Annotated in this window: 14 protein-coding genes; 1 reads left to right on the top strand and 13 read right to left on the bottom strand. The window is 30.5% G+C overall.

What is annotated here, in order from left to right; all coding sequences use genetic code 11:
* Positions 1–8 precede the first annotated feature (8 nt).
* From ACREVX_RS10710 to murI, 6 genes are all read right to left on the bottom strand, one after another.
* A complete protein-coding gene (locus tag ACREVX_RS10710) occupies positions 9–1,817 on the bottom strand; it encodes a heme NO-binding domain-containing protein (protein WP_431544169.1) in 1,809 nt (602 codons plus the stop codon).
* A gap of 245 nt (positions 1,818–2,062) precedes the next feature.
* Positions 2,063–2,725, bottom strand: coding sequence for a S24 family peptidase (locus ACREVX_RS10705; RefSeq protein WP_431544192.1), 663 nt, complete (start codon positions 2,723–2,725; stop codon positions 2,063–2,065).
* A 124-nt stretch (positions 2,726–2,849) separates the two neighbouring features.
* Positions 2,850–3,224: a DUF3783 domain-containing protein gene (locus ACREVX_RS10700; RefSeq protein ID WP_431544168.1), complete on the bottom strand. Its 375-nt coding sequence runs from the start codon at positions 3,222–3,224 to the stop codon at positions 2,850–2,852.
* Between the two features lie 56 nt (positions 3,225–3,280).
* Positions 3,281–3,796: a peptidylprolyl isomerase gene (locus ACREVX_RS10695; protein WP_431544167.1), complete on the bottom strand. Its 516-nt coding sequence runs from the start codon at positions 3,794–3,796 to the stop codon at positions 3,281–3,283.
* 167 nt (positions 3,797–3,963) lie between these two features.
* A complete protein-coding gene (locus tag ACREVX_RS10690; protein WP_431544166.1) occupies positions 3,964–4,404 on the bottom strand; it encodes a hypothetical protein in 441 nt (146 codons plus the stop codon).
* A 182-nt stretch (positions 4,405–4,586) separates the two neighbouring features.
* On the bottom strand, positions 4,587–5,360 hold the full coding sequence (gene murI / locus ACREVX_RS10685) for a glutamate racemase (RefSeq protein WP_431544165.1): 774 nt from the start codon (positions 5,358–5,360) through the stop codon (positions 4,587–4,589).
* Between the two features lie 166 nt (positions 5,361–5,526).
* Between murI and ACREVX_RS10680 the strand changes: the two genes are divergently transcribed.
* Positions 5,527–5,820 carry a zinc ribbon domain-containing protein gene (locus tag ACREVX_RS10680; RefSeq protein WP_431544164.1) on the top strand — a complete coding sequence of 98 codons (294 nt, stop codon included), beginning with the start codon at positions 5,527–5,529 and terminating at the stop codon, positions 5,818–5,820.
* Positions 5,821–5,889: 69 nt separating this feature from the next.
* Here ACREVX_RS10680 and ACREVX_RS10675 read toward each other — a convergent pair whose 3' ends face one another.
* The 7 genes from ACREVX_RS10675 to ACREVX_RS10645 form a co-directional block, all read right to left on the bottom strand.
* Positions 5,890–7,263, bottom strand: a complete 1,374-nt coding sequence (locus ACREVX_RS10675; RefSeq protein ID WP_431544163.1) for an MATE family efflux transporter — start codon at positions 7,261–7,263, stop codon at positions 5,890–5,892.
* 114 nt (positions 7,264–7,377) lie between these two features.
* On the bottom strand, positions 7,378–8,829 hold the full coding sequence (locus ACREVX_RS10670; RefSeq protein WP_431544162.1) for a sensor histidine kinase: 1,452 nt from the start codon (positions 8,827–8,829) through the stop codon (positions 7,378–7,380).
* On the bottom strand, positions 8,822–9,511 hold the full coding sequence (locus ACREVX_RS10665) for a response regulator transcription factor (RefSeq protein WP_431544161.1): 690 nt from the start codon (positions 9,509–9,511) through the stop codon (positions 8,822–8,824). The genes ACREVX_RS10670 and ACREVX_RS10665 overlap by 8 nt, the downstream gene beginning before the upstream one ends.
* A 79-nt stretch (positions 9,512–9,590) precedes the next feature.
* Complete coding sequence (locus tag ACREVX_RS10660) at positions 9,591–10,382, bottom strand: hypothetical protein (protein WP_431544160.1); 792 nt, start codon at positions 10,380–10,382, stop codon at positions 9,591–9,593.
* A 254-nt stretch (positions 10,383–10,636) separates the two neighbouring features.
* Positions 10,637–11,962, bottom strand: a complete 1,326-nt coding sequence (locus tag ACREVX_RS10655) for a pyrimidine-nucleoside phosphorylase (protein WP_431544159.1) — start codon at positions 11,960–11,962, stop codon at positions 10,637–10,639.
* Between the two features lie 25 nt (positions 11,963–11,987).
* Entirely contained in the window at positions 11,988–12,641 is a 654-nt protein-coding gene (deoC, locus tag ACREVX_RS10650) for a deoxyribose-phosphate aldolase (protein WP_431544158.1), read from the bottom strand.
* 21 nt (positions 12,642–12,662) lie between these two features.
* Positions 12,663–13,691 (bottom strand): LacI family DNA-binding transcriptional regulator, encoded by a 1,029-nt coding sequence (locus ACREVX_RS10645; protein WP_431544157.1) that lies wholly within the window; start codon positions 13,689–13,691, stop codon positions 12,663–12,665.
* Positions 13,692–13,914 lie beyond the last annotated feature (223 nt).

Raw genomic sequence — 13,914 nt, 5'->3', positions numbered from 1 at the left:
AATAAAAACTATATCTTATATTTTTTCAAATCATCTTTAAATGAGCTTGTTATTTTTTTAAATTCAAATATACTGTCTATTAGCTTCTTTATTTCATTTGTATAACTTCCAACACTTGCACTTACCTCTTCTGAAGATGCAGAATTTTCCTCGGCAATTGCGGCTAAAGATTCTATTGTTTCATATATATTCGAAATTGATTTTGCTTCCCTATCTAAATCATTTATAGTATTTATCATTGCTGTTGAAACCGTTCTAACAGACATTGTAGCCTCGTAACTTATATCTCGTACATCTTCTAAGCCCTTAGTCTCATTTTGCAAAATATCATATTGATCACCGATTTTATTAACAAGTGAATTTATATCTTTAACAAATTCAATTAAATTGCTATTAATCTCTTCTACAGCACTCTTAGACTGCTCTGCTAGCTTTCTAACTTCATCTGCGACTACAGCAAACCCCCTACCTTGTTCGCCCGCCCTTGCGGCCTCAATAGATGCATTTAGGGCAAGTAAATTCGTTTGCTCTGAAATTTGCGAAACTATTGATACTATACTAGTTATATCGCGTGCTTTTGTTTCAAGGCTTATACCATTGTCCTTAACCTCTTGGAACTTTTCTAGAGTGCCAAGTATGTTTTTACTTGTATTGTCAACACTTTCATAACTATTGTTAATCTTCTCAATAGCTTTTTCAAGTTCGTCCTTGTTGTCATTCTCATTTTTAACAATACCCTTAAGTGATCTAATATTATCATTTAGAATCAGAACAGCGTTTTCAGTATCTTCTGCTTGACTTACTGAGCAGCCAGCCATTTGCTCAACTACCCCTGATATATCCTCAGATGTATTGTTCATAGTATGAGAAATCTTATTTATATTTTCAGCAAAAGTATCCATTTCATCAGTTACACCTTTAAACTGAACAAAATCTGATCTAAATCCTTTTTTATATTGCTTGATTTTTTTGTATAAATCTTCATATTTGTCTCCAGTTACTATATCCCCATCTTCCACATAATTATTACTATTAATTTGATCTATAGTGTCTGAAATCATTTTTGTAGGCCTTCCCATTATAAAAGATGCTAGTATTGATGAGGCTCCTGAAATAAGCGCAAGTCCCACTGCTTTTACAATATTATTGGCGTTATCCACTCCCACTACTGCCGCAGAGCCTAATAAAGCTACTATAAATGTAAATAGCCCCACTTTCCCATGTATACTCTTAATAAACCCTAAAGATAGGATTTTATTTATTTTATATGTTTTTTTATAATAAATATCTTTTTCAAATGTTAATTTTAAACTTAGGCTATCTGCTGTTTTCTCTAATTCTTCTATTTCAATTTTCTCATTAAAATATTCACAAGTTCCATCTAGAAGCCCTAGAAAATAATCAAACATCGCCCGCTTAGAATTATATGTGAAAATGGCCTCGCGGCTAGAAATAGGCGTTATTCCAACCAGTGGTGGTTTAGCTCCAGTAAATTTTTTTGTCATTACTACATGTATATCAAATAGAGATTTTAAAAATGTATAAACATTTTCAGTGTGAAAAAATGCTGGGAAATCTCTATGAAAAGACGTTAAATTGTCCTTTCCAATAATTCTCCATAATTTATTAATAGATATATTTTGGTTTTTCGATATATTTCCAATCACTTTCTTAACTTGTTCATCATTTACATTTTCAACAGGCGAAAATATTTTACCAGAATTCCATCCCCCAAATTCCATTGCTTTATTAACTACATCATCGCTATAAAGCTTTCTACACGTTTTCATCCAAGTAGCTACTACTGTTCCTTTCATAATGTTAGTCCCCTCCCCTTTTATCTGTTATTCATTTTGATTATCTAAATAGCCAAATAAATCTTATCATTACTGACCTAATAGAGTTTCTCTTTTAATGTATATTATAAATTATAAACTATGAATTACATTTTGTTAATAATATTATTATTAAAAAATAATTTAGATATAAACAAAGGAAAGCACATCTTTTGCCAAGGCAGTGATGGACTTTCCTTTGCTTTCCATATTGAATTTCTGCATTATTATAACTTAAACTCTACTCTATCGAGTTTTGCAATTACTTTAATGTCAGTATGCTTAACTGTATCAGTTCTTAATGAAATTCTATTGCTTATTAACAGTACTTTGTTACTATCTAATTTTTTTATTTGTCTTAAAACCCTTTCACCATTATAATCCACAAGTGTTATAGCGTTATTCTCTATTTCATGTGTCAAATGAGCAAAAGCAATATCTCCACTACATATTCTAAATCCTTGCATATCATCATTCTCTATTTCTAAGAATAATACTTTGTCTTGAGCATACCCCTCTACTTTGTTTGATATTATAGGCATTTGCCTTGTACCTATAGATTTAAGTAAATCGTATTTATAAATAGTAACATCTTTTAGAACTGAGCTAAACGCATCATTCCAAACCTCATTTACTTTACCAGTAATCGGTCTTTCAAGTTTTGGCTTTCTTTCCTCGCGTTCCTCAGCTTGAAATGATACAGAAGTATCTTCAATTTCTTCGCCTAATGTTTTAGATAATTTTTCTAAGAATTTCTCATTTATAACTTTTCTTCCTAGTTCAACTTCATTAATAAACCCCTCAGAAACTCCTATTTTTTTACCTAATTGTTTCTGACTTATAGCTTTTGCCTCTCGTACTAGCTTAATCCTATCTCCTACTCTACTCATAGCTCTCCGCCTTTCAGGTTTAGTTTTCATAATATCTTTAAGATAAATATAAATCTCCTGAGCCACCTGCAGAAGATTTATATTTTATAATCTGCTCTAGAAACAACTATTATTTTAATAAATATTATTTCTTTCTATAAGCTTCTCTTTCTTCAATTAAATGCTCAAAAAGATAACTAACCGTCCAATTTACAGATGTTGGTGTTACTGCTGCAAGGATTGTCTCGCTGCTTTTAATTGACCTTATACTATCAATTAAAGCATAGAGCTCTTTATCTTCGTAACTACTAAATAAGAGTAATTTCTCATCTGGTAATTCAATTTTGTCTTTACTACTTTCTATGTTTTGTAGCATTTCTTTAATTGTAAAGTTACCCATATCTTTCTCAATTACTTTGCAAGGTAATATATTTTGAGTCGATAATAAACTATTAAGTTTATCTTGTTCTACTCTTGTTAGTCCATATGCAAGTATAATCTTTTCATTAATAACCTTCACACCATATTCCTCCAAATTTATAATTTTATTTCTTTAAACTAGATAATTATTTAATTTTACATTTTTTCTGGTTGATTATACTCAATTCCTAAAGTATCCACTGTCATACTTTTAATTTTTTGCTCTTTAGTTGGCTTATCCCTGAAATCTCTTTCCACTTTTACTATTTCTAGAGCATATTCCATTCCCTCTATAACTTTACCAAAACCAGCATAACTTGAATCTAAATGAGGAGAATTAGCTACCATAATAAAAAATTGGCTTCCTGCTGAATCTGAATCATTAGATCTAGCCATTGATAAAACACCTGCTGAATGCTTTAAGTCATTTTTAAACTTATTAGAAGTAAACTCTCCTTTTATTGAATATCCTGGTCCACCAACTCCTGTTCCTTCTGGGCAGCCACCTTGAATCATAAAACCTGGAATTACTCTATGAAAAGTAATTCCATTATAAAACCCTTTATTTATAAGGCTAATAAAATTATTTACCGTATTAGGTGCAACCTCTGGGTATAATTCTGCCTTTATTACTTTACCGTCCATCATATTAATTGTTACTATTGGATTCATATATTTATCTCTCCTTTTGTTATGTATTTACTATAAATTATATCACACATAATGTCATTTACCATTTATTAAATATAAACCATATATTTAATAATCTAAAAAGGCAACTAAAACATATCCGTCCTTACATTCTAGTTGTCTTTTTAGGTGCTTAAGATAATAAAATGTTACATAATTTGCTGATCTACGCTTATTTGCAAACTAATTTCTTCCTCAGGTTTCTCAAGTTCTATATGGATATTTCCTCCAGGTAGTATTATTAAAAAATGTTCACCTAGCATATCTACCTCTTTATTTTTGTCTATATTCACTATATCTATTTCTAAGTTATCATTTGTGTCTAACGTGCCGTATTCATAGCCAATGTTTAAGCCACCAAATGTAGTTATATCTTTTAAGTGTTTCTCATCATTTACAATAATTAAATGTGCTATATTTTTATTTTCTATTCCAGTACAAACTAGATGATTTATAACACACAAACAATTACTTTGCAATGGATTGCTTACAACTATAGAATTAATCTTTTTTGTTCCCTCAATTTTTAGCTTAAATATATCACTTTCTACATGGTTTTCATTATCTTTTTTAAATTGAAATACCTTCATTTCATCACCTTATTTCTGTTGTTTTTTGTACAATATATTATATTCTCCTGGTGATGTTATTGCTCTAAATACTTTAGATTAAGCTAGATTAGTTTTTCTTTTTCACATAATTCATTATAACTTCTACGCAACAAAAAAACAGTCCAAAATTATTTTTAGGCTGCTAATTATTATTTATACAACTATAGTTTTAATAATTTATAACTTAAATCTATTATGCTATCACTTTTAGAAGAATTATATATAGTCACAATACCCTTTGTTTTTTTATCATTTAAAAGATTAGTATGAATTAGCTGTCTTTTTAATTGATTTACTGTCCCTATACTTCCATCAATTATAATAGTTTTTTCTCCAACTATCTTAGCTAATTCATTTTTTATAAATGGATAATGTGTACATCCAAGGACTATAGATGCTACGTCTATTTGCTTAAACTTTGCAAGTTTTGCCTTTAGATATTTTTCAACTTGATCGCCCTCTATGATCCCATTTTCTATAAGCTCAACCAGTCCCGCACATGGAAGAGGTATTATATTAACCTCTTTACTAAAAAGATTCATTAAATCATTAAACTTATTTTCAGCTAAAGTCATAGGGGTAGCCATAATAATTACACTTCTACCTCTACTAATTTTTACAGCCGGCTTTAGTGCTGGCTCTATTCCTATTATAGGTATATCTTCGTATTCACGCCTAAGATCATCTATAGCTGCGCTAGTTGCGGTATTACAAGCAATTACTATAACTTTTACGCCCTTATCCAAAAGAAAGTCCACTGCATTAAAAGTTAGTTTTTTAACTTCATTTATATTTTTAGTTCCATAGGGTGCATTTATTGAATCACCAAAATATACAAAATCTTCATTAGGTAACCTACTTAGGGATTCCTTTAATACACTTATTCCACCCACTCCTGAGTCAAAAAATCCTATTGATTTTTCTTTGTTATTCATATAATCACCACCATATTAAAATTAACACTCCACTCAATTTTTATAAAAACAGAAAATTATATATTGGTTAGCCAAATTTTGCAGTCACATATATACATCATATTAAATAATATATTAATAAGTCTATCCGTTTAATTTAAATTATAACATAAAAGGAGGGATTGTTATGCAAGCAGCACCTAATTTTAATAAAATTAAGGATTCAATAAGTAATGGTTTAGAAACTCTCTCAAACAAGTCTGAGACTTTTATTGAAATATCTAAACTTAAATATAAAATTCATTTTGAAGAAAGTAGTATGGAAGATCTCTACAAAGATATAGGTAAGGAATTATACACAATTTATAAAGGTAATAATCAAGTCGATAAGTCTCTATTAGACTATTGTAACGCTCTAACCAAAATAGAAAAACGCATGAAAGATCTTGTAAAAGAACTTGATAAAATTAATAATAAATAATAAAAAAGTATATATTACTGCTAATGCTTTTATGCATTATACGTAATATATACTTTTTTGCGGTTTATGCTATTCTACCGTTATAGATTCGGTTTCACTTTGTAATTTATTTAGATGTTTTATTTCTATAAATATAAACACCGCAGTTATTATTGAAGCTATTGCATCTGAGCTAGGACCTGACATCCACACTCCAGTTAATCCAAAGAACCTTGGCAAAATAAATAGTAATGGTATAAGAAGTATTACCTGTCTGCTTAATCCTAAAAATATAGATATGCCAGCTTTACCTATAGCTTGAAAATAGTTAGAACTAACTATTTGGAAACCTATTATAGGGAGCATCATAAGATATATTCTAATTCCGTGACTACCTACCGCTAGTAACTGTGGATCCTTATTAAACAAACCAATAATTTGCCTAGGAAATAACTCTATAATTATAAATCCAGTTACAGTAATACATGTAGCTGCTATTATTGCTATAAATAATGCATGTTTTACGCGGTGATAATTTTTCGCTCCATAATTATATCCGATGATTGGTTGGCAACCTTGGTTAATTCCAAATGTTGGCATTAATACCATCATTACCACGCTCATAATAACTCCCATGGCCCCAAGGGCTATATCACCACCATACTTAACTAAACTTCTATTAGAAATAATAGACACTATGCTCGCCGCAAGTTGCATTGAAAATGGTGACATGCCTATAGCAAAAATGCCTTTCATAACTTTAGCATCTAACTTTAGATTTTTATAGCGTATTTTTAGTAAACTTTTACCACCAAAAAAATAATATAATACCCATGTCATACTTATAGCCTGAGAAAGAATAGTTGCAGTAGCAGCCCCTCTAGTTCCCATATCAAAAACAAAAATAAAAATCGGATCTAAAATTGTATTTAAAATTCCGCCTATTAACATTGTGAACATAGCTGCCTTGGGGTTACCCTCAGATCGTATTGAGTTATTGAGACCAAATCCCACACTTTGGAATATAGCGCCTAAAAGTATTATTGTTATGTACTCTTTAGCAAATGGCATAATATCTTTACTGGCTCCAATTTTTAATAAAATAGGTTCTAAAAATATAAGTCCTAAAATAGTTACTAAAATTGAAATTACAATAAGTAGCGTAAATGCATTCGCTAAGATGTGTTCTGCCTCTGCCTTTTTTTGTTGCCCAAGTCTTATAGATATAAGTGCTGCGCTTCCAATTCCCACAAGCATTGCAAAAGCCATAATCATAATCGCAATAGGGAATGTAACTGTAACCCCCGCTAATGCAAGGTTCCCTACACCTTCTATATGTCCTAAAAATACTCTATCAACAACATTATATAGCCCGTTAACAAGCATTCCTATAATCGCTGGAACAGAGAACTTTATAAGTAGCTTACCTATGTTTTCTTCCCCTAATTGTTTTGAACTGTCCAAATACTCTCTCCCTCTTTCTATATAAAATTTCTACATATAAACCTAAAAAACCTTACAAAAATACAGAGTTTTATTATACATATCTATTATTATATTACCTTTATGTACTATTTGCTATTTTTTTAATTTTATTATAAATTTGCATCCTCTATTTATATCCTGCACTAGAGTAATATTCCCGCCATGTTTTTCAATTATTGACTTTGATATTGCAAGCCCAAGCCCTGTACCACCATTCTTTGAGTTTCTTGTAGTGTCTACGCGTACAAAAGGTTCAAAAATATTCCCCTCAAATTCCTTAGGTATTCCTACTCCATTGTCTTCAATAATAATTACAACTTCATTATTCTCCACTAAAAGCTTAATACTAATAGTAATACCGGGACTATTATACTTAATACTATTTAATATAATGTTACTTATTGCTCTATCCAAATTTTTTCTATCAAATAAAATCTCCACTTCATCTTCTGTAACATCAAATTCATATTGATCGCCTTTTTGCTCCATAATGGGAACATAACCTGCGATAAGTTCTCTTAAAAACTCACCTATATCGTTGTTACATATATCTAATTTATATTCCGTGCTTTCAACACGGGAGAATTCAAAAAGATCTTGAATTAAATCATTTGCTCTCCTACTGTTATTATTAATAACTTTTAATAACTTGTTTTTTTCTCCTATTGTAATCTCTTCATTTTCTAATAGGAATTCTGAATAACCAAGTATACTTGTTAATGGGTTTTTTAAATCATGAGAAATATCAAGAATCATTCTTTTTCTATTATTTTCAGCTTTTTCTTTCAACAATTTTTCCTGCTGTATTTTTTCTGCCATTAAATTAAAAGCATCCTTTAATTGCCCTATTTCATTTAAAGAGTTAATTTCAACGCGCGCTGAATATTCACCATTTTTTATAGTATTAACACCTTTTAAAAGTTTCTTTAATGGATTAACAAACATCATAGATGTAAGTTTAGAATAAAGCACCATTGTAGAAATCAAAAATATTAATATTATAAATGGAAATATTTTTAAAAAAGTTAATCTTGTCTTTTCAGGATTATCCGTTCCTTCTAATTGCTCCTTATGTTCAATACCCCACGTGTAGGCATCAAAAATGCTATTAGGCATCGCCGTAATCAAAATAAAATCTCTTTCATCCTCATCTTTACTAGAATAAAAATAACCATCATTTAAATTATTAGTAATCATATCCTTATAATATTTTTGCGTATATTTAAAACCCACTTCATGTTTACTCCCATTTTGCATAACAATAACCAGATCTTTATCAAGCACTTCCACATATCCTTTATGTTTTATAAAATTTGTTGCATCAATATCTTTATAACTTTGTTTAATAATATACTGTGCTGTTGCATTTTGCGTTGATGAATCTAGATAATTAATAGATGAATACGTTACGAGTGCAACCATTGCTAGTAAAAATATTCCAACTAAAATAATTAAAAACAAAATATAATTTTTAAATAATTGAGTTGCCATTTTTTTACTTTTAAAGTAAGATCCAATTCGCTTTAATTTAATTCTGCTAATCATGATTTCTCTCCATTTTGTATCCTATCCCTCTTATTGTCTTCAAATACTCAGGATTTTTAGGATCGATTTCAATTTTTTCTCTAATATGACTTATATGTACCATAATAGTATTAGAATCTCCGTAATAAGGATTCTGCCAAACTATTTCGTATAGTTGCTTTTTAGTGTACACCTTCCCCGGATTCTCTAAAATAAACTCAAGTAGTCTATATTCCTTTGGGTTTAAAGCAATCTCAACGTTGTTTTTATAAACACAGCAGCTTTCCTTATCAAGCATTAACTCCCCAACCGTTATTGCAGTTTTATGAGTTTTATTAGAGTATTTATAATACCGTCTTAACTGCGCTTTAACTCGTGCAATAATTTCAATGGGACTAAACGGTTTTATTACATAATCATCTGCACCAAGTCCAAGCCCCAGAATTTTATCTGACTCCTCCGCCCTGGCAGTTATAAAAATTACAGGTATTTCACTAGTTTCTCTAATCTTTTTAAGTACCTTAAATCCATCAATTTTAGGAATCATAACATCAAGCAAAGCAATGTCTATATCTTTATTTTCAAATATATTAAGAGCCTGAAGGCCATCCTCTGCCGTGAAAATCGTATATCCTTCCTTTGATAAATGGATTTCTAAAAGTTCTCTTATATCCTGTTCATCCTCTACAATTAGAATATTCATAAAGCATGCCTCCCATCTTTATTAATTGTAACCTATAATTACACTTTATCTCAAATTAATAAGACAATTATATTACTAATTAATTAATGACATTTTTTAAAGTCTTCTTATTATAGAGCAATCGTGATGTTATGTAGAGCACTAACCCAAATACAATTAAATCCATAACATACCAAATAAGTAAATTATTTATCGAATACTCCCTTACTAACACATAAAACCCTCCTGTAGTCTTAACATATTCAGCTACGTCTTTTAAGAATAACAAAGGTATTAAGTTAAAAATCTCTATAATAATATATGTTCCAAACCCCTCAATCACGCCATTTTTTCCCCAAATAGGCAATTTTGAGATGCAAATTGAAAAATACATTACAAACACAGAGCGAAACATATTTAATAAATACTCCATAAGATACATTATTGTATATACCTTATTTGTTCTATAAAAATTTCTGACATCTTCCATATAACTTACATCACTGTAACTAAAAATAAGTACTATAACTATCGAAGCCATAATTAATGCCAATGTGAACATCCATATAAGATCAGGAATAAGTTTTGAAAGCAAAAGACTTTTTCCCCCTCCACTATTAGTGGAACCTCCACTCTTAATGGAGCCTTCATTATTAGGTGTAAAAATAAGATATCCACGACTACCATAAATGTTTTTGTTAAACTGCTTAAATATACGCAAAAATGTTATTATACTTACAGCTAGAATCCCAAAAATAAATGCAGACTTATTGATAATTTCGTAATCACTAAAAAATACCATTAAAATACAAGCAATAAACGTATAAATCAAATATGCTCCAATATTTCTAGCATAACTCGTTTTAATTTCATACTCTAAAATACCTATCATTACTAAAAACCTCCCTTAAAATTTTACATTATAAAAATATATTTCTTTTATAGATTTTAAAATAAATAAACAAATATTAAATGTACTCTAACTTATATTATATTGTTTTTCAAATTAAAACAATATTAAATGCATGAAACGTACATATATCAGCATAAAAATAAAAAAAAGTATATATTACTATTAATGCAGCCACTTCAATGCATTATACGTAATATATACTTTTTTTTTGCTAATAAAAATATTTAAATTTTTTAAAATTTAGTAATGCCTCGCCTCGTAACAATTCCTTTAATTAATGGATTAGCTACAGTTTTTTCTTCTACTATTTCGTATGCTTCTAATACCATTTTTTCTGATGATTTTTGTTTAGAGACATCACTTGCATAAATAGTTGCAATAGCCTCTCCCATCTTTACAAAATCTCCAATTTTCTTGTGAAGAACAATACCTACAGATAGATCTATTATACTTTCTTTAGTTTCACGCCCAGCTCCTAAATTTAAAGCTGCCATCCCTATATCATCAGCTTTTATTGCCTTTACATAACCAGTGCACATTGATATAACTGGCTCTACCATAGCTGGCACTGGGAACATAGATTGGTCATCTACATATGCTGGATCTCCACCTTGCGCTATTACTAGGTCTTTTAGCTTTTGGATACCCTTACCTGATTTTATAATATCCTTAAGTATTTCCCTTGCCTCTTCTACATTTTTTGCTTTTTCTCCAAGAACAAGCATATGTGAGCCAAGAGTTAGGCAAAGTTCTGTGAGATCCTCGGGCCCTTCCCCTTTTAATGTACTTATAGCTTCTTTAACTTCTAAGGAGTTCCCAACTGCATAACCTAATGGTTGGTCCATATCAGTTATTACACCAATAGTATTTCTCCCTACATTAGTTCCTATCTCAACCATTTCTCTTGCCAGTTCAAATGCATCATCCTCATTTTTCATAAATGCTCCACTACCTGTTTTTATGTCGAGAACTATAGCATCTGCACCAGAGGCTATTTTTTTACTCATTATACTTGATGCTATTAGCGATATATTATCAACAGTTGCAGTAACATCACGAAGTGAATATAACATTTTATCTGCTGGCGCTAAATCAGTAGTTTGACCACCTATTGCAATCTTAACTTCGTTAACATTTTTCATAAATTTTTCAATTGACATGGAAGTTGAAAAACCTTCAAAAGACTCTAGTTTATCTATGGTTCCTCCAGTATGACCAAGGCCTCTTCCTGACATTTTAGCAACTGGAACTCCTGCAGCGGCAACAATAGGTCCAAGTATTAAAGTTGTTGTGTCACCAACTCCACCAGTACTATGCTTGTCAACCTTTATACCTTTAATTTTAGACAAATTAATAGTTTCTCCACTATTAACCATTGCCATTGTTAAATTTGTTGTTTCCCGCTCATTCATCTTTTGAAAATATATAGCCATAAGCAATGCTGAAACCTGATAATCTGGGATAGTTCCCATTGTATATCCATGTACAAAGAAATTAATCTCTTCTGTAGTAAGTTCACCAGCATCTCTTTTTTTCATTATTAAATCATACATTCTCATGCATAGCGCCCCCAATGTTTATAATTTATACCTTAGTCCCCTTAACAATTACAATTGAGCTACTTGCACCTATTCTAGTAGCGCCCGCTTCAATAACTGCTTTTGCATCCTGTGTGGTTCTTACTGCGCCCGATGCCTTAACTCCCATTTCAGTTCCTACGGTTTCGCGCATTAGTTTAACATCATGAACCGTTGCTCCACCTGTTGAAAACCCTGTTGAAGTTTTTACAAAGTTTGCTCCAGCTTCTTTAGCAATTTGGCATACTTGTATTTTTTCCTCATCAGTTAAAAGACATGTTTCAATTATTACTTTTACTAATGCGTGCCCGGCACAAGTGCTTACTACTTCTTTTATTTCATCTTTTACTACATCATATCTATTTGATTTTACAGCGCCAACATTAATTACCATATCTATTTCCTGTGCACCATTTTCGATAGCTTGTTTTGCTTCAAATGCTTTTACTTCTTTAGTAGTTGCTCCAAGTGGAAATCCAACAACTATGCAAGTTTTTACGTTAGTTCCTTTTAACTGTTTGCTTACAAGTGATGCGAAATATGCATTAGCGCAAACGCTAGCAAATCCGTACTCTTTAGCCTCTGTGCAAACTTTTATAATGTCTTCCTCTGTTGCTTGTTGCTTTAATAGTGTATGGTCTATGTATTGCTCTAGTTTCATATTAATCTTCTCCTTTATGTTTTATAATTTATTTTCCATATATTTTTCTGATCCTTTCAACATAATTTCAGGCAAGATGGTTATTCTTTTAACTTGATGATCTAACTCCTTATTTAAATCCTCAAGTAACATCTTCATGCCAATTCTGCCTAGTTCCATAGATGGTCCATTAATAAAACTAATATTCATCCCTATTATGTTTAACATATCAATCTTATCAAAGCCAATTATGGCCATATCCCGCGGTACATTTAACTTTTTTTCATAGAAAGCTTTTATACATCCTAAAATCATGGTATTGCTAGTTACAAAAATAGCGGTAGGTCTATTATCCATTTTTAATATTTGTTTTGTAATTTCATAAGCTTTTTCATATTTGTAATTGCCATAAAATATATACTCATTTAACACCGGAATATTACTTGTGATTAATGCCTTCTCATATCCAATTAATCGCTCTTTTGCAGGTCTAGAATTCATATCCCCTGTAATTATAGCAATTTTTGTGTGTCCAGCTTTTATTAACGTAGTTGTTGCATCATAGGCACCCCTTTTATGATCTATAAAAACTCCACTAAAATCGAGATATTCAACATGACCATCAATTAAAATTATTGGAATTCCTAAGTTTTTAAGGGCATTTAAGTTTTCTTTATTACCGGGTTCCTTATAAATAGTCGTAGTTATAAGAAGTCCTTGAATCCTTTGCTGCTTTAGAACATTAATAGCTCTTAACTCTTTATCTTTATCATCATCAGTATCGCAAAGAATTATATTTAAGTTATGCTTATCTGCAATTTGCGTAATTCCTTTAATAATCTCTCCAAAAAACGGATTGTTTATATCAGGTATTATAACTCCAATAGTATTTGTTTTACTTCTAGATAGGCTTCTAGCTATAGCACTAGGTGTATAATTTAAATCTTTTATTATCTTTTGAACTCTTTTTCTTGTTTCATCTTTTACATACCCCGAATTATTTAAAACTCTTGATATAGTAGCATGAGATACTTTGGCAGCTTTAGCAATATCATTTATTGTCACGCTCATTGTAGCCCTCCTGATAAATATCATGTACCCTTGGTTTTTGAATATATGTTACCGCTTTCATACTTAGTATACTGCAAGAATGTGTAAATTTCAATAGGCATAACTATAAGATTAGGTATCTGTTAATCGTAAATTTAACTTTTTAGATATACCAGAAGGCATGGAAACAACGGAGACTTTGACATATATATACCTATTAAGTAGTACTTTTTATAACTCATAA

This window comes from Clostridium sp. (assembly GCF_050717545.1).
Lineage (GTDB): Bacteria > Bacillota > Clostridia > Clostridiales > Clostridiaceae > Clostridium_AD.
This window is presented reverse-complemented; position numbering and strand designations above follow the sequence as displayed.

What these genes read in the sequence shown, in the direction of transcription:
- ACREVX_RS10645 (WP_431544157.1), bottom strand. Translation starts at nt 13,691, where the DNA reads ATGAGCGTGACAATAAATGATATTGCTAAAGCTGCCAAAGTATCTCAT.
- ACREVX_RS10660 (WP_431544160.1), bottom strand. Translation starts at nt 10,382, where the DNA reads ATGATAGGTATTTTAGAGTATGAAATTAAAACGAGTTATGCTAGAAAT.
- ACREVX_RS10665 (WP_431544161.1), bottom strand. Translation starts at nt 9,511, where the DNA reads ATGAATATTCTAATTGTAGAGGATGAACAGGATATAAGAGAACTTTTA.
- ACREVX_RS10710 (WP_431544169.1), bottom strand. Translation starts at nt 1,817, where the DNA reads ATGAAAGGAACAGTAGTAGCTACTTGGATGAAAACGTGTAGAAAGCTT.
- ACREVX_RS10670 (WP_431544162.1), bottom strand. Translation starts at nt 8,829, where the DNA reads ATGATTAGCAGAATTAAATTAAAGCGAATTGGATCTTACTTTAAAAGT.
- ACREVX_RS10680 (WP_431544164.1), top strand. Translation starts at nt 5,527, where the DNA reads ATGCAAGCAGCACCTAATTTTAATAAAATTAAGGATTCAATAAGTAAT.
- deoC (WP_431544158.1), bottom strand. Translation starts at nt 12,641, where the DNA reads ATGAAACTAGAGCAATACATAGACCATACACTATTAAAGCAACAAGCA.
- ACREVX_RS10655 (WP_431544159.1), bottom strand. Translation starts at nt 11,962, where the DNA reads ATGAGAATGTATGATTTAATAATGAAAAAAAGAGATGCTGGTGAACTT.
- ACREVX_RS10705 (WP_431544192.1), bottom strand. Translation starts at nt 2,725, where the DNA reads ATGAGTAGAGTAGGAGATAGGATTAAGCTAGTACGAGAGGCAAAAGCT.
- ACREVX_RS10695 (WP_431544167.1), bottom strand. Translation starts at nt 3,796, where the DNA reads ATGAATCCAATAGTAACAATTAATATGATGGACGGTAAAGTAATAAAG.
- ACREVX_RS10690 (WP_431544166.1), bottom strand. Translation starts at nt 4,404, where the DNA reads ATGAAGGTATTTCAATTTAAAAAAGATAATGAAAACCATGTAGAAAGT.
- murI (WP_431544165.1), bottom strand. Translation starts at nt 5,360, where the DNA reads ATGAATAACAAAGAAAAATCAATAGGATTTTTTGACTCAGGAGTGGGT.